This is a genomic window from Pedobacter sp. 01N416 (genome assembly GCF_056399685.1).
This window is the reverse complement of record NZ_JBFTRT010000073.1, coordinates 1-16,542: the sequence shown is the minus strand read 5'-3', so window position 1 is coordinate 16,542 and position 16,542 is coordinate 1. Positions and strand designations below refer to the sequence as shown.

Annotated in this window: 14 protein-coding genes; 13 read left to right on the top strand and 1 reads right to left on the bottom strand. The window is 37.5% G+C overall.

The features are described 5' to 3' along the window. Positions 1–587 precede the first annotated feature (587 nt). The 4 genes from AC1DND_RS06385 to AC1DND_RS06370 all read left to right on the top strand — a co-directional run bounded on the left by AC1DND_RS06385 (position 588) and on the right by AC1DND_RS06370 (position 5,755). Positions 588–3,122, top strand: coding sequence for a DUF6493 family protein (locus AC1DND_RS06385; RefSeq protein ID WP_477580036.1), 2,535 nt, complete (start codon positions 588–590; stop codon positions 3,120–3,122). Then, positions 3,088–3,399, top strand: a complete 312-nt coding sequence (locus tag AC1DND_RS06380; RefSeq protein ID WP_477580034.1) for a DUF7825 domain-containing protein — start codon at positions 3,088–3,090, stop codon at positions 3,397–3,399. The genes AC1DND_RS06385 and AC1DND_RS06380 overlap by 35 nt, the downstream gene beginning before the upstream one ends. Before the next feature lies 1 nt (position 3,400). Beyond that, positions 3,401–4,729 (top strand): SWIM zinc finger family protein, encoded by a 1,329-nt coding sequence (locus AC1DND_RS06375; RefSeq protein ID WP_477580032.1) that lies wholly within the window; start codon positions 3,401–3,403, stop codon positions 4,727–4,729. 474 nt (positions 4,730–5,203) lie between these two features. Further along, positions 5,204–5,755 (top strand): hypothetical protein, encoded by a 552-nt coding sequence (locus AC1DND_RS06370; RefSeq protein WP_477580030.1) that lies wholly within the window; start codon positions 5,204–5,206, stop codon positions 5,753–5,755. Between the two features lie 91 nt (positions 5,756–5,846). Here AC1DND_RS06370 and AC1DND_RS06365 read toward each other — a convergent pair whose 3' ends face one another. Beyond that, positions 5,847–6,863: a hypothetical protein gene (locus AC1DND_RS06365; RefSeq protein ID WP_477580028.1), complete on the bottom strand. Its 1,017-nt coding sequence runs from the start codon at positions 6,861–6,863 to the stop codon at positions 5,847–5,849. A gap of 379 nt (positions 6,864–7,242) precedes the next feature. Here AC1DND_RS06365 and AC1DND_RS06360 point away from each other — a divergent pair, with 379 nt between their 5' ends. From AC1DND_RS06360 to AC1DND_RS06320, 9 genes are all read left to right on the top strand, one after another. Continuing rightward, positions 7,243–7,437 carry a hypothetical protein gene (locus tag AC1DND_RS06360; RefSeq protein WP_477580026.1) on the top strand — a complete coding sequence of 65 codons (195 nt, stop codon included), beginning with the start codon at positions 7,243–7,245 and terminating at the stop codon, positions 7,435–7,437. Between the two features lie 207 nt (positions 7,438–7,644). Then, the gene (locus tag AC1DND_RS06355) at positions 7,645–9,309 is read left to right on the top strand and encodes a tetratricopeptide repeat-containing sensor histidine kinase (protein ID WP_477580024.1); all 1,665 of its coding nucleotides are present in this window, start codon (positions 7,645–7,647) and stop codon (positions 9,307–9,309) included. Between the two features lie 10 nt (positions 9,310–9,319). Further along, complete coding sequence (locus AC1DND_RS06350; RefSeq protein WP_477580022.1) at positions 9,320–9,985, top strand: response regulator; 666 nt, start codon at positions 9,320–9,322, stop codon at positions 9,983–9,985. 221 nt (positions 9,986–10,206) lie between these two features. Beyond that, positions 10,207–10,614: a YegP family protein gene (locus AC1DND_RS06345; protein ID WP_477580020.1), complete on the top strand. Its 408-nt coding sequence runs from the start codon at positions 10,207–10,209 to the stop codon at positions 10,612–10,614. Between the two features lie 11 nt (positions 10,615–10,625). Beyond that, on the top strand, positions 10,626–11,690 hold the full coding sequence (locus AC1DND_RS06340; protein WP_477580018.1) for a type I restriction endonuclease: 1,065 nt from the start codon (positions 10,626–10,628) through the stop codon (positions 11,688–11,690). 153 nt (positions 11,691–11,843) lie between these two features. Beyond that, entirely contained in the window at positions 11,844–12,182 is a 339-nt protein-coding gene (locus AC1DND_RS06335; protein ID WP_477580016.1) for a hypothetical protein, read from the top strand. Positions 12,183–12,354: 172 nt separating this feature from the next. Then, the gene (locus tag AC1DND_RS06330; protein ID WP_477580014.1) at positions 12,355–13,467 is read left to right on the top strand and encodes a DUF4236 domain-containing protein; all 1,113 of its coding nucleotides are present in this window, start codon (positions 12,355–12,357) and stop codon (positions 13,465–13,467) included. A 53-nt stretch (positions 13,468–13,520) separates the two neighbouring features. Then, positions 13,521–15,242, top strand: coding sequence for a phospholipase D-like domain-containing protein (locus tag AC1DND_RS06325; RefSeq protein WP_477580012.1), 1,722 nt, complete (start codon positions 13,521–13,523; stop codon positions 15,240–15,242). Positions 15,243–15,653: 411 nt separating this feature from the next. After that, entirely contained in the window at positions 15,654–16,391 is a 738-nt protein-coding gene (locus AC1DND_RS06320; RefSeq protein ID WP_477580010.1) for a hypothetical protein, read from the top strand. The last annotated feature ends 151 nt before the right edge of the window (positions 16,392–16,542 follow it).

Sequence of the window (16,542 nt, the reverse complement as noted above, 5' to 3'; positions counted from 1 at the left end):
TTTTTGGGTTTAACACAATAACAAGAATATTGGCGTAAGCTAAAGCAGGCTAAAAAATAAAACTAAATCTACATATTAAGTAGCTCACTATCAATGCCTCTTGCTGGGAATATTATTGTTGGTTCATTCGGCAATGGTTTATTCTGTTAATTGTAGACCAAACCGAGCACCCCATTCCATATTATTTGACCATATAAGCTTCAGCATTTTTTAATCAGCGCTAATCGCTCCCCGCCAAACGCCTGACTGTTTCCACAATCCATCATACATTTTCCATATTTTTTAACCGCAAAGCGCACAGAGAGAAGGCGCAAAGACCGCAGCGTTGGGCATAATCGAGATTATATAATCTTATATGTTTCAATTAAAAAGATCCTTCACTTTCAACTATGCCTAGTACAGCTCACTTATGATGACAAAACGGAAAAATCGTCCGTCATTCCCGCGCAGGCGAGAACCACGCAGTGCTCAGCGAAGCTAATCTTAAAGCTCAATACATTACGACTAACCTTCTCTTTTTAGAAAAAATTGAATAGTTTAGCTATTCATAAATTCACGGAATCTCTAATGCTAAAAGTGCGCTCAGCATGAAAAAACACCTTAAATACATTGATGGCAGTTCGGATAAGTTCTGGCAGATTGAAGTACTCAACAATAGCTACACCGTTACTTATGGCCGAAATGGAACCAGCGGTATTTCGCAGACTAAAACTTTTGACGATGCTGACCAATGTTTAAAAACCGCAGAAAAACTGCTGAGCGAAAAAACAAAGAAAGGTTATTCCGAAACGGGTGAAGTAATTATCAGCCAGGTGCTATCCACACCTAAAAAAAGTGGAGGTAAAGATGTAACCGAAATATTAAATGCTTACGACGCCATTTTGATGGAGAGAAATCTGGCAGCATTATTACCATTTCTGCAACAAAACGCCAAAGGAAATATAGAAGTACTTAAAAGGCATATTAAAGCTAAAAAACGGCACTGGATGACTTATATTGACCTTAGCAATGAACCAGGGTTTAAGTCTGCAAGCCATAGGTGGGGTACAAGAGGGGATGAGAAATTAAGAGATATTATTACACTTACCGCCATCGGCCTACTGAGCAAAACAGATATTATGGCCTGGGATGAAGCTTTCGACATATTGGAAAAAGCGAAAGACCCTCAAATTTTAGCCATTTTGCAATGGGCGCAACCCGATTGGATTAACGATTTTATTCTCGATAAAGTGAAAAAAAGCGAGTGGCGGAATTTTAGTTACCAAACCTTGCGTTTCCTCGAAAGTCATGCTTTAATTAAACCATTGCCCGAACTGTATACGTTGTGTTTAGGCCGCTTTAGGGAGTGGTCGTCTAAAATAAAGACAAGAGATTTTATCAAATATATACTGAACGATGAGTTGGCCTATACACGCGATGTACCCAATTTATACTACTACGAAACCGGGATACAGAACAATTACTTCAGAGATAACGATACCCAGGCATATAACGAATTTTCTATATGGGAGATTATCTACAACGCCCTATTGCAGGATGGGAAACTAGATCGGCAACAGTTTATAGAACAGGCCATTTTAATCCAAACCAAAGATTGGAACAACAACCTTAAATCTTTTTATCGAAAAAGATTAAGCGATTTAAATCCTACTGCTGCAGAGCTTGTGCTTTATCAGGAATACCTTTTTGCTTGTTTGCAATATGCTTTTGCACCAGTTGTAAATGCATCGGTAGCGTTGATCAAACAGATTTATGAAGAGAAAAAGTTTAACACCAACTCTTTTCTCGATTGGCTTGAACCTTTGATGATGAGCAACGATAACAAAACGGCCATTAAGAACATTCTGCCTGTTCTGGAGAAACTGAATAAATCACAACCCAAATTAAACAAAAGGATCACTTCTCTGATTGCTGATACTTATGTGGTGCCCGATCTTAACCTGCAAGAAAGGGCAAGTAAACTGCTCTTAAAAATAGCAGCACCAAAAGATATTGCATTACACGAAAAATTATCAGGTTATTCGGCACTGATGTTGGGAAATGTCCGCGCGGGCTTAAGCAGTTTGCTCGCGGCCGAAGATTTTCTTGTTGCTGATGACGCTTTAGAAAGCTATCATTTTAAACATAAACAGGAAAAGGTGCTAAATGAGCCCATTGTATTGCCGAAGGATTGGAATGATGTGGTATATTTATTCGGCAAATTTATTGCTTCAGAAGAAATAGCCGATGCCGAGATACTACTAAATACCTACATCACCCAACAACATTTATTCCCTGCTGATTATGCCAAACAATTAGCCCCTTACGGACAACAGGTTGAAAAGAAATATTTTGAAAGTGTTCATAAAACTTATATCGCCACATTTCTGCGCGAAAAAATAAAAAATATCGGTTTTGTGTTTACCATAACACAAAATACCTATCATAAAATCAAAACGCTCCTGCTCATCAGGCCTTATTTAGATATCGTGCAAAAAAGAATGGCTGGCAACATCCGCCTACCCATGCTTTCTTTCCCTACACACTATCCATATTGGGTGGCTCCAAAAATACTTTTAGAAAGATTAATTACCTATCATGAAAATGAAGAAGAAATCAATGCACTCGATTTAACTATTGCCATTAGCCGCATGCCACGCGAACAGGTAGAAGAAGCGGTTCCACTTTTAGAAAAGCTTAACGGCGAGCTTAAACAACTCATGGCCTTTTGTTTGGGCACTACAAAAGATATTACGATTAAAAGCGATAGTATATTTAATAAACTGTTGACGAAAATGGGAGGTTCAACAGAGGCCGGCTTAAAAAGCGTGTGGGCAATGGCCGCCAGAATGTACTATCCCGATGAAACCTTTGCCGTATTTAACAATACTTACCTCAAAGATTATCCAATGGCTGTTTCTCCGTTTAAGCCCGAAATAAGGATTAAAGAAAAGTGGAACGAGTATACGAATTATCAGACCAAGAAAATAGAAAGATCAGCATCGTGGTACGAGCTAAGCTTCGATTTACCCCCATTTACTACAGTACATGGTTCTTTCTTGCGTATTGATCAACCTGGTCGAAAAACGGATTATCGATCTGGATCTTTTGGCCACAAAGCTTGCTTATTTAGCCTCAAATAAATATGGGGCATTTTTACGTCTGGTAGAAAGTATTGGGGCATTAAAAGATGTTTCTGCCTTGCACAATTCTGCATTTCTACAACTGCTTGAAAACTTGTTAAAACACCTGGTTATTGCAGAAAAGCTTCCTGTAAACTTTAAAAAACTGGTTGAGCATTATATAGATATGCTTTACAAAACCAATAAACAACCTATGCCAGAGGCTATTGCATTTTTCGAAAGATGGAAAGACAATGCTTCCCTTAAGGGTTTAATTAAACAAATTATTACAGCTTAACATGACCGACCTACAATATCACTACAGTGGCGTTTCTGCCTTTACCAAAACTAAAGGAATTAATAGTTTAGTTTTAGCCCACCAAACCGAAATAGAGGCCGTAAACAATATCCCCTGCTTTTTTTGGGGAAGCTTAACCGATCCTTATGTTACCGCTAAATGCTGGAGCACCATTGCTAAAGTAGTTAGATCAAGCTTTGGTCCAATCCCTCCAAGTTTACGAGATCCCATTGTTACTGCCGGTACTGAACGCATCAGGTTTGAAGGTTTTTCTTCATGCAACGGCGTATATGTTAGACTGGACATGAAACCCGAATCTATAGATGGTGAATTTATTGCAAGCGGCACTACCAATGTCGATTTTAACGATCCCATGTTAAATGCCCTGAACAGCATCCAGAAAAACGAAAAAGTAACCCTGGCGGTGGGCCAGCAAGAAGTACAGGTAATTACCAGCAAAACTAAAGTGACAGAAAAAAAGGTAACCTTACCCACCCGTTGGATTAAGGGCTTAACCAGTGTACAGCTTTATCTTGCTGATATGGACCTAAAATTTGAACTGAATAAAATACAAACCATACAACTTTTTCAAAACCTGCCAAAAGGAACAGTTAAAGGCGATTTCTTTATTTCGAAAAGGGCAGGCAAATTTATGTTTTCGACACTGGCAACCGCTGATGCCGTGCGTATAGGGGGCTTACACAGGCTCCGCTTATTAGATGGTATTTTAGCTATTGCCGATAAGGTTTACATTTACGAATCTGCCGATAAACAGACCGTGGCCTTTGTATATGAATTTGGTAAAATGCAATTGCTTATGGCTTTCTCTCCCGATGCATACCGCGGATTTTCAGGTGAAGGAAAGGCACTTGAACAGATGACGGAAAATTTACCGGTTGAATGGGTATACGGACTGAACAGTTTACTCAAAGCAAACGAAAATTTCGACCCTACCTTACTTTCCATCGAGCACGATATCGATTTTGGTACAATGGACCAGCTCACCTCAAGCTTATCATCAATCGGCTTACTCGGTTACGATTTAATGGGCAGAAGCCATTTTTATCGGCAGCTTCCTTTTAAAACGGAACGCATATTAACTTTAAACCCCCGGTTAAAAAATGCAAAAAAACTGATTGATGAGCAGCAGGTTCAGATCCTTAAAAAAGAAAACAGTTATATCGAGGCTGAAGTTAAAGGCACTGGTGTATTACACAAGGTTGTTATCAATAAACAGGGTTACCGCTGTACCTGCGAATGGTTTACTACCTACCAGGGTAAAAGAGGTATTTGTAAGCACATTTTGGCAGTAAAAATGGTTGCCGGATAGATAGCTGATTTTAGCTCTTTTAACCGCAATTTCGTGGAGAAGAGCGCGCAAAGAATACAAAGCAGGCGGTTATTTTTGCGCTATTAACTTCGCCCCTGGTCCTCCGACTTTCGGACTCTTTGCATTTTTTACCACCGAGACCGCAGAGAAAAAGCACGGAGAACATAGAGATGCTTCCGGCGTAGCGCTGGTCTCAATCTTAACTCCTTAATGGTGAAATACCCTGATCTTTTAACCGCAATTTCGCAGAGTCTAGGCACGGAGAACACCAAGCTAGGCGGTTATCTTAATGTTCCTAACCTCTTAATGGTAAAACTATCTTTTGTAAACCAACTCCAGACTTCCAACTCTGGACTGATCAATCGACCAGGCACTTAAATGATCTTATATTTCTTATAAGGTAAAAACTCAAAAACGGCTCAATCTTTGCTTCTACCGAAGCTTAAATTTCATAAGGAAAACCCATTTTAGCTCATGAACAAATTACAAGCACTATCCCAAAAATCAAGATTCGCTATTTTAATCCTCATTACACTTTTTTTCTCCGCATGCTCCGAAACCCCGGAACATTTCTTCGACATTACGATCTTAAACACCAATATGATCAACGATTTTGCCAGCCCTGATCTGGCCCGCCACCTCAACGACGAAACCAAAGAATATCCCGATATCCCATCCAGTAAAAAGAAAGGCAACGAAGCCACCACCAGCCTCAACAACAAAATTTTATACCTCGAGCAATCGCTCGAAAAGGTAAAAAAGCTCTCCACCTCGGGCGATGAAGAAAAAGAAATTAAAGCCCTTTCGCAGCAATTGTACGAACTGGTCATCCCCGTTTATAAAAACGAATACCTGGCTTATGCCAAACTGTGCGACAGTAAAGGCAGCCAAAGTGCCAAAGATGAAATTATTAACAGCATCGACCAGAAATATGGCGCCCGCTTTGAGCAAAATTTTAATGCCTTAATGGAAAAAGGTAAAGCCTACGCCCAAAAAAACAACATCCAGGTAAACTGGGGCCAATAAAACAGGTAATGGTTTAATCCAGGTGTGATGCATTTGGGTTACACCATGAATAGCCGTTAAATACATTTCATAGCCCAATAATAGGTTAAACTTATTGTTGGGCTAATTTCGTTTTAGATAAATGGAGCAAACTATCATTAGTTGTATGTCCATTCTTTTCGTCGCTCACTTTTCTCTTAATTCTACTTACCCCAAAGCCACAGATGCTTATCAAAAAGGCGGCGCAGATAAACCAGACTAAATGCGTTAATATATATCTTGGATAAGAATTATATTTGGTATGCACATATGAACTCATAGGCCTTAATCGCCTTGCTGTATCTACAGGATGTATTCCACTATCAGTATAAAACTCAGGATTATTTCCAATCTTAATATGCCAAACTTTCCCTACCGAATAATTGGTCATCGTATCATGTAAATTAATTCTGCGTTGCCGTTTCAGTGCTTGAAGGTTTAATTTGATTGTAGGAACACCAGCCTTTTGTTCGCCTTCTTTTACTGGTTCATAATGGTCGCCATCCCAATACATGTATTTTTCATCAGGATTAGGCATCCTAATCGTTGTAGACCAATTTTCCCAAATCGTAAAAGCAATACTGCCGATAAAAATTAAGAAAATACATGAAACGACAATATAACGTGTAAGAAATAATTGTTGTGTTAGGAGATTATTCGGCTTGGTTTTACGTTCACCAGCTCCCCGTCCATTATCCTTTCCTCTTACTAAGGTCGAATAATAAATACCACTTGGTCTAGGTTGGAAATCTATTAACCAGGCTAAAAGGTCTGTATTCTCTTCGCTAGTTTTCCCTGTCTCTCCTTTAATGTGGTTGCATAAAGCCTTAAAATCATCTGGCTCTGAATCATTGATAACCTTCCGATAATCATCGCACTTCATCTTATCTACTTCAAAAAACACTGATAGTATATCAGCATCGTTTGGAAGTATATCAGCTTCCTTTGGAATATATCTACTATCATAAACCTTTAAACAAGCTGTTCTTAATCTTGTAGTGGTTTCTTTAGGTAAAATTGTATAAAGCTCCCCACCATCTCTCATCTTTTTATAGGTAGCCAATACTAAGTCTTGATAATCTTCAGGCATTTTTCAAAAAATTTAAGCGTAAAAATAGAAATGGAATTTTTGGAACCCTTACGGTTTTCCGGAATTCTATGGAATTTAAAAAGAATTATTTAGAATCTTCGGAATTATCTGAAAACTAGCGATTTAAAGCTAAGATATTTGTCCTAACATTTAATTCAAGCAACGATTCAAACAATAATCCAAGCAAAGAATCAACTGTTAAAAACGAGTAGAAATCGCGGTAGTTAATAGCCGGTTTGGGAAGCAGTTATTGGCTCCCGCGACAGACACTCAACACTTCCCAAAAATTTCAGAAGGCCTTCTGATTTACAAATCGTAGCAAACCCCGCGAATGGTCGCGGGGAACTACTGAGTTAATCATTTCTAAAATTTTTGAATCATGTTTTTACCATTATTTATTGCTATCCTATTGGGATTAGCTACTCCATCAAATACAAACCATTCTGCATCTTGTGGCGGAACAACAACTGTAAATACTACTGATACGGATCCTGGTGATCCAGGTGACCCAGGAGATACGGACCCAGGTGACGATGGCACTGGAGGTGATACAGGGCAAAACCCTCCAAGGTAACATCTTTTACAAGGAAGATGGCTTATGGCCATCTTCCTTTTTTTGTACTAACCTTTTAAAAATCCCACACCCTTCCAACCTAGCTTTATGATCTATATCACAATGATTTGAAAAAATATTATTGCCGTTACAGAATCTACCTGAGAACAAAAAATTGAATGAATAAAACCTTCTTATTTTTTGTATTTTCGGATAAAAAATAGCCTCTTGAAACTGCTTTTCTCATTTATCCTTCTGTTCTTCCTATTTTCTTGCAAAGAAAAAGAAACTATAGGAAAGAAATTTAATAATCCATACTACGATATAGCAAAAAAGTATCGAGATAGTGGAAAGCCAGATAGTGCCTTTATTCTATTTTATCAGGCAAAAGAATTCGGACTCCAGAATAGAGATAGCTTGAGCGTTGCCAGTAGCTTAATTAATATGGCAATAATACTAACGAACGAAGGTGATTACTTTAGCGGTCAGGAAACCTCACTTCAAGCCAATAAATATCTGAATGAAAATAATCCAAAGCATCACTACTATTTAGGATCTAATTATAACAATTTAGGTATTGCCACATACAATTTAAAAGATTATAATAATTCATTAAAATTATATCATTCAGCCATAAAGTTTTCTGATGATCCCCTAGATACCCGTATGTATTTAAATAACGAGGCAAAAGTGTACCAAGAAATAAAGGATTATCATTCAGCACTAAAAATATATGATCAGATCTTAGTAAAGGCTTCAAAAAATAAAGTAGAATATGCTCGCTTATTAACCAATATTGCAAAAACAAAATGGCTTCAAAATCCTAGATATAATCCTGTTCCCGATTTCTTGAAATCGTTACAGATTCGAAAAAGAGAAAATGATCTATGGGGGCAAAATTCAAGCTATGCACATCTTTCTGATTACTATACCTCAAAATGGCCAGATTCTGCATTGAACTATGCACTGATAAGATATGAAATTGCACAAAAATTAAATAGTGCCACCGATAAACTCGAAGCACTTCAAAAACTTATTAAATTAAGTTCTTCTATAAAGACTAAGCAATACTTTGAAATCTATCAACAACTTGATGATAGTATACAGAATGCCCGTAATGCAGCCAAAAATCAATTTGCTCTTATCCGCTACGAAACGGAAAAAAACAAAGCCGATTTTCTGAAGGCCAAAGCTGAGAATATTGAAAAACAAAAAGATATACTGCTCAGAAATATAGGGATTGGCACTTTAATCCTGTGTTTGCTATTGGGCTATTTTTTATACCAGAAACGGAAAAAAAGCCTGCAACAGGAAAAAGAAATAGAAGTTAAAAAAACGGAACTCAAATATGTAAAAAAAATTCACGACCGTGTGGCCAATAGGGTATACCAGGTAATGTCGGAGGTAGAGAACACACCCGAAATAGATAAGAACGACCTGGCCGACAAACTTGATGTGATCTATAAAATATCGAGAGATCTTTCTTACGACAATAAAGATGTCCACAATGAAGAAAGTTTTTCGATTGAACTGTCGAAAATGTTATACGCTTATGCCTCGGCGGAAACTAACATAACGATTGAAGGTGGCGGCGAAAAACTTTGGGAAGCTATTAATGATGACACTAAAGCTGAAGTGTTTTGCATTTTGCAGGAACTGATGACCAATATGAAAAAGCATAGTGTGGCAGATACCGTTACCTTAAATTTTAAACGTGAAAATGACCGTATAACTGTTTTATATGTAGATAATGGAAAGGGAATGGAGGTTTTAACACCTAAAAATGGATTAAGAAATACGGAAACCCGTATAGAAAGTATTTCTGGCCATATTACTTTTGATACCAAGCCCGATGGAGGGCTTCGTGTTAAATTTTCATTTCCAACCTTATAAAAATATAAATATGTTCAAAAACGTACTCATCGCCGAAGATCATGAAATTGTTAGTAAATCGCTCCGTAGCGCCCTTATAGATCTTGGCATTACCATAGCCGATAAAGATTATGTATTTTATTGTGATGATGCATTTACACGGGTACAAAAAGCACTACGCGATGGCGATCCTTATGAACTGATCATTACCGACCTTTCTTTTGATGAAGACTATCCGAAACAAAAAATAGCAGGAGGCAGAGAATTGATCAAAGCTTTAAAAGAAATACAGCCCGATTTAAAAGTGCTGGTATTTTCGATAGAAAACAGGGCCTTAATTGCCAATACACTATTTAAAGAATTAAATATCGATGCTTATGTACCTAAAGCCCGCCATGATGCCAAAGATCTTAAACTGGCTTTAGAAAGCATTTATAAAAACAAGAAATACCATTCGCCCAACCTGAGGCAAAAAGAAGAATACCTGCACAATTTTACGCACTATGATAAAACAATCGTTTCGCTCATTTTAGATGGAAAAACCCAAAAAGAAATGTCGGGCATTTTGAAACAAAAAAAGATGGAGCCATCTGGCTTGAGCAGCATCGAAAAACGCATAAATTATATTAAAACCGCGCTCAATATTTCAAATAATGGTCAGCTAATTGCTTATTGCATTGCAAATAAGGTGATTTAGCTTAGGTTAGTCTTTAGTCCATACTCTTAACGATTGGTCTCGCTTAGTCACTCGTTTGATGATCCTTCACAAATTCGTCATTCTGAACTTGTTTCAGAATCTTTAAACGGTTTTCCCTACGTTGCTGCATTCTCGTTGTTTTGCCGCTGCGAACCTTGGTTTAAAAAATAGTATTTGACGTGGATTATCGTTAAGATTATCAACCAATGAACTGTTGACTAATGAACCAACCTACGGTTTCCCGTAAGGATGCACCATATTCCTCCCATACTTTTGAGCAGCTTAAAAAAACAACTATGGGAAAATTTATCATTACCAAAAGAACAAACGGCGAATACCAGTTTAATCTCGAAGCGGCAAACGGCAGGGTTATCCTCACCAGCGAGGGTTACGCCACAAAAGCAGGCTGCAACAAAGGTATCGAATCGGTAAAAACCAATGCACCAACCGATGCCATGTACGACAGAAAAATTGCCAAAACCGGAGCGTACTATTTCAATTTAAAAGCTGCAAATGGCGAAATTATCGGTACCAGCCAAATGTATACAACTGCTGATGCCAKAGATAACGGTATCGAATCGGTTAAAGAAAATGCGCCGGATGCATCAGTAAAAGATGAAACCATTTAATGCAAAAAGTTATGGATCTTAAACTAAAGTTAGAACAACTTCATCAGCGCGTGGTGGGCTTAAAAGAGCAGATCAATACCGAGGAGGCTACGAAAAATGCATTTGTAATGCCCTTTATTCAAATCCTCGGTTACGATATTTTTAACCCTACAGAAGTTATACCCGAACACATCTGTGATATCGGCACCAAAAAAGGCGAAAAGGTAGATTATGTGATCCGTAAAAACAATGAGCCCATCCTCATTTTCGAATGTAAACACTGGAAAGAAAGTGCCGATGCGCACAACTCTCAGTTGCATCGCTATTACCATGTTTCTAAAGCGCGGTTTGGGGTATTAACCAATGGTACGGTTTACAATTTTTACGCCGATCTGGAAAAACCGAATATTATGGACGAGAAACCATTCTTAACCATCGATATCGAAGACCTGAAAGATAATGCCATTAAAATCCTCGAAAGTTTTACCAAAAACGAATATAATTTAGAAACGATTCTCGATTCGGCCGAAGGTTTAAAATACATCAAAGCCATCAGAAAGGAATTTGAAAAAGAAATAGACAGCCCTTCTGATGAAATGGTGAAACTATTGGTGAACCGTTTTTTCGACAAACCCTTAACGGCAAACCGGATGATTGCTTTTAAAGATTATACCAAAAAAGCCCTTACCATTTCGATCAATGAATCCATCAGCAACCGCTTAAAATCGGCATTGAATATTAACGAGAAAATTGAGAAAAAGGAGGAGGGTAAAGTGATTCCTATTAATGAAGATCCCGATGCTTCTAAAATCGTAACTACTGAAGAGGAATTAGAAGCTTTCCAGATTGTAAAGGCCATTTTGCGCGAGAAGATTCCATCTGCCAGGATCGCTGCACGAGATACCCAATCTTACTTTGGCGTATTGCTGGATGACAATAATCGTAAACCAATTTGCAGGTTCCATTTTAATACCGTTAACAAGTACATCGAAACTTTCGAGAAAGGAAAAGACGCTGGCGAGAAAAAGCAGCTGTTTAACCTCGATGAGCTTTACGATTACAGAAACCAGTTGCATCAGACTATAGAAAACTACTAATTATCCGCTCATCTCTCAAAAAATGTAGAGGTTGTTTCCGTGGCTGTTTTCGAACCAGGCAGGGCAACCTCTCATTTTGGTATAAACAACCTGCTATCATTCCCTTACTGTTAGCCGTAAGGAATATATTTTTTGCCGAAATACCTTAGTGGCATGAAACATCTCTTTACACTGCTATTATTAACAATCATAATAGGCAATGCCCAGGCACAAAAAAGGAAAGTGATCACCTATCAGTTAATGGAACCTGGTTTCAACAACAAAACAATTAAGGGCACCATCAGCGAAGTGTACACCACAAAACGTTATGGCAAAACCTTCTGGTGGATAGTAATCGGTACCGATACCCTAATCCACGTATGGCGCAGACACCTCGATACCGCAACCATGAAACCAGGTGTAAACCGCGCTTTTTATTCCATTAAACGCCTCAATAATAGCTGGTGGAAGAAAGAAAAATCAGAAGATTATGTGAAGCCGAAGAATGATTAGTGCGTTAATTTATTCAATATATGCTACATTTTGCCAGTTTTGTAAGCAGCTGTTAATGAATCCATTTTGCTGAAAATTAATTGTGAAAATAGTTTTTTGCTTTACGGTTTCCCGTAATGTAAGCCCCTTCAAGCAACTTATTTTTGTAGTATCAAAATTAAAAAATACTAAAATGGCTTGGAGCTTTCACAAACGGATAAAAATTATCCCTGGTGTTCATTTAAACTTAAGTAAAAGTGGTATATCCACTTCTATAGGAGTTAAAGGGGCAAGYATGACTTTCGGAAAATCAGGAACCTATCTTAACACCTCTGTTCCACTTCTAGGCATTAACAGCAGGCATAAACTTTCAGGCTCAAGTCCTCAGCCTCAGGTATACCTGCCAAACGAGCCAGTAGAGGTTTTAGACAATATTTTCAGTGCCGACATTCATGAAATAACCAGCCAAAACATGCTTGGTGTTAAAGAGGCTATTCTATTGGCCCAACAGCAAAGGAAAGAACTCAAAAGCGATTTATTAAAAATCCAGGCTACTTTAGGTGTTTCGAAAACTAAACTCGTGCTAAGTTATATATTCCTCTATGGCCTAATAAAAAAGACTATTCCCACAAGCTTAAAAATAAATATTACGGCACAAAAAGAAGCCATCAAGCAAACATCACTTCAAATAGACAACTGTTATGTCAAGCTTGATATAGAATTTGAACCCGAAATCAGGGAAAAGTACGATCGCTTAGTGAAAGCATTCGGGAACTTAACAACCTCCCATAAAATTTGGGATGTAACGAGTGCCCATTTTCAAGATCGCGTGGCAGCGCGATCATCTGCCAGCACCATTGTAAATAAACGAGATGTAAAGTTTGCATTTAAATCACTTATCGATATCAGATCAAACTTTGAAGCACTATACTTCGAAAATGCAAATGGCGCGGATTTATATTTCTATCCCAGCTTCATCATCATGTATTCCAATAACACAAATTTTGCCATCATCGGGCTTGATGAGCTTAACCTGCAGCAAAGTTATGTTCGTTTTACCGAAACCGGTACGGTACCTCGCGATTCGAAAGTAATCGACAGGACCTGGGCCAAAGTAAATAAAAATGGTACACCAGATAAAAGATTTAAAGGTAACTACCAGATCCCAATAGCCAAATATGGCCAGATCAATTTACGTACGAATACAGGCTTAAACGAAGAATACGAATTTAGCAATTACGAGTTTACAGAAGCATTCGGACAGAGCTTTAGAGATTACCAAACAACGATTAAACAACTAAAATAATTTTTAAATCAAGTACGGATACAGCAATGTGTTCATTCCTAAATGAAAAACTCATGCTCACAGAAAATACCCAACTCGATCAGCAAGTGTTGCAAGACAACAAAGAGATTTTTGCCCGGATAGTTAAAGAGCTAGAAGGAGCAGATTTCGAAATTCTAATTGCCAGTGCATGGTTTACTGACGAGGAATTATTCGCTATCGTTAAAAGTAAAGCCGCTCAAAATGTAAAGGTTGAGCTAATCATCGCCGATAATCAAGAGAATCTAAAGTTAGATTTTGATGAACTTGTTTCCTTGGGAGCTTCAGTAACTAAGATAAAGAATGTTGGCTATGGTATCATGAATCAAAAATTCTGTGTAATTGATAAACGGATTGCACTGCATGGTTCTTATAATTGGTCGGTAAATGCAAGGAAAAATAATCACGAAAGTATAATTGTAACAAATCATGCCGAAACTGTAGCTCATTTAATCACTAATTTTAACGACATTAACCATAAGGCAACCTTGCAACGGGGCGAAACGGTTGATGTTCCTTTATTACCTTTAAAAGTAGAGACGAAAATCGAAACCCACACGGCTAAAGAACATGCYATTTCTGAATTTACCAAGGTGCTTGATTCGATGATTGCTGCCGAGGTTGGTAATTTTGATCGATCTATGTTAAGGGGGCAAGGTTACGAGCGATCGAAATATAACAATGGTGATCACCAGGTACTTACTAAGTCACTAGATACTGTTTATTCAGTTTTCATAAACGATATTGACGTAGTTGAAGACAAAAAGAAACGTTTAAAAACCAAGATTGATGAGCAGGAAGTAAAGAGCCTTAATGCATTTGAAGAAAATCTTAATTTGCAATTACAAACCGCTGAGGCAGAAGCGGAACACGAAACGTTAAATGCCAAGAACCAGCTCATTAACACCAAAGCAGAGATCGAAAAAAATAAACAGGAAATCCAAAGCCTTAAAGAGAATAAAATTGGTTTTCATGAAAAAATTATTGCCGAGATAAAGAATAAGATACGTATTGCACAAACAGATTTTGTCAGCCCAAAGTTTAAATGGTATGAATTTATTCCAGTATTGTTCGCAAATATCTGCCTAATCACTTATCTTTTTATTTTCTACTCCTCAGCATGTTACATCTTATTGTTTGCAGTTGAAGACTCAAAAGCAGCCAAAGCCGCAGGACTTGATGCCATTCCGATGGAAATATTTAATCCTAAAGCATTGTCTTTAACCTTATCAAAAGGCGGGTCAGGTATCATTTTTATCTTACTCTTTGTAAGTATCCCACTTTTCTGTGCACTCATCAAACTTTTTACAAAGAAAAAATGGATTATAATAACTATGTTCCTCGTTGGGATTGTATTGGTTGATACGGCAATTGCCTACAAAGTTTCGGCAGCCATTTATCAAATGAAATATGAAATAGGAGACGTTCTAGAACCTTGGAAAATTTCCATGGCCTTTAAAGATCCTAATTTCTACCTGGTGTTTTTATTAGGTGCCTTTGGTTTGCTTATGCTAAAGTTCGCTTTCGAAAAACTTATGACAATTTTTGATGAAAGAAACCCTGATGTTGCTACATTAAAAAATAACCTGCTCATCAAGCAAATGGATGAGGATTTAAAGTTAGAAGAACAAAAAAGTCTATTGATTAAAGGTGAAATTTACGTGATAGATGGAAAGAACATCGGTTTAGAAGCACAATATAAGATCACTGAATCCAAACTCGCAACAACATATTGTAGATATTGCTACCATTTATAAAAGCCATGTCGAAAATGATAATCTTCCGATTTCTATCGATTCGCTAAATGATAGGATCAATATCTTTTTAGAAGGCTGGAACGATTACCTCCATGAAGAATATGCAATCTTAAAAGCTACTGAAAAATCACGAGAGGCATTTGATACTGCTGTAAATTGGCAAAACGAGAAAGTAAAAAGTTCACAAATAGATAAACGGGTGGTAATCTAATGAAAAAGTATTTTTTAATAAGCATCTTGATATGCTCGACCTGTACATATGTCGCGGCTCAAAAAACAAAAGAGGTTACAGACTATAATATAATCTTCGCACCCGATCTATCAAATCGGCTGAACCTTAAATTTTACCCCAAAGCGGTAAACGATGTAGATATTGTTCAGGGAGTATTGAAGAAAATTTGGTCAGACATATTGAAGTTAAAACGAACAGATGGCCAATTAGACCATTATAGCGTCGATTTCATCAATAAAGGATTAATAGGGTTGTATAAAATCAATACGAGTCTATTAAGCATCGACCTTCAGCAATTTGATAAACAGGTTGATCGGATTAATTATATATTGGAGAGAAATAAAGTTACCTCTTCACTCCCTAAGGACATATATAGCTTTACTATAGAGTATAAGAAGTTTAACGATAAAGCCGCAATATCTAATAATGGAGCCGATATTTGGACCTATTTTCAATCAGGTATTGATGATAGGATTATTCTGCCAGATGTAGCTGTTGGTAAAATAACGCACAAGTTTCGTAACATCATGGTATTAATGACTGATGGCTACATTGAGGCCGGTATTTATGATAAGGGTTACGATTTGAGTGCAAAAAAAGTTGCGGATTTCCGTAATGCCTTTTTAAAATCAAAGGAAAGCGATATGGGGATATTTTTATCTAAAAATACAAAGTTTAAAATCAACCCCGCAAAAAATCCATATTTAAAGAACCTTGAGGTTATCGTGATCGAAATGTATGATCGATCACTTTCCAAAACAGGGGCGGCTACAAAACATCCAACAGATATGGAAATCATGCGGTTAATTTGGGGCGATTGGATGAAAAGCTCTGGTGTAAAAAGGTTTGAACTTAAGCCTGCGGCAAGCAATCAAGCCGAAGCTGTGAAATATATTTTAGATTTTATTAAAAAATAAATATCCCTTAATCATGAAAACGCTCTCCTTACTCCTCTTTTTCTTTACCAACATTACTTGTAAAGAAAATACAACCGTGTACATTTGCAACAGTCCTGGCGCTAAAAAATACCACTATACCTCCAATTGCCGCGGTTTAGGCAATTGCACG

Bases quoted from the DNA above. Each gene is read 5' to 3' on its own strand.
- AC1DND_RS06385 (WP_477580036.1), top strand. From the start codon at position 588: ATGAAAAAACACCTTAAATACATTGATGGCAGTTCGGATAAGTTCTGG.
- AC1DND_RS06375 (WP_477580032.1), top strand. From the start codon at position 3,401: ATGACCGACCTACAATATCACTACAGTGGCGTTTCTGCCTTTACCAAA.
- AC1DND_RS06370 (WP_477580030.1), top strand. From the start codon at position 5,204: ATGAACAAATTACAAGCACTATCCCAAAAATCAAGATTCGCTATTTTA.
- AC1DND_RS06365 (WP_477580028.1), bottom strand. From the start codon at position 6,863: ATGCCTGAAGATTATCAAGACTTAGTATTGGCTACCTATAAAAAGATG.
- AC1DND_RS06360 (WP_477580026.1), top strand. From the start codon at position 7,243: ATGTTTTTACCATTATTTATTGCTATCCTATTGGGATTAGCTACTCCA.
- AC1DND_RS06350 (WP_477580022.1), top strand. From the start codon at position 9,320: ATGTTCAAAAACGTACTCATCGCCGAAGATCATGAAATTGTTAGTAAA.
- AC1DND_RS06340 (WP_477580018.1), top strand. From the start codon at position 10,626: ATGGATCTTAAACTAAAGTTAGAACAACTTCATCAGCGCGTGGTGGGC.
- AC1DND_RS06335 (WP_477580016.1), top strand. From the start codon at position 11,844: ATGAAACATCTCTTTACACTGCTATTATTAACAATCATAATAGGCAAT.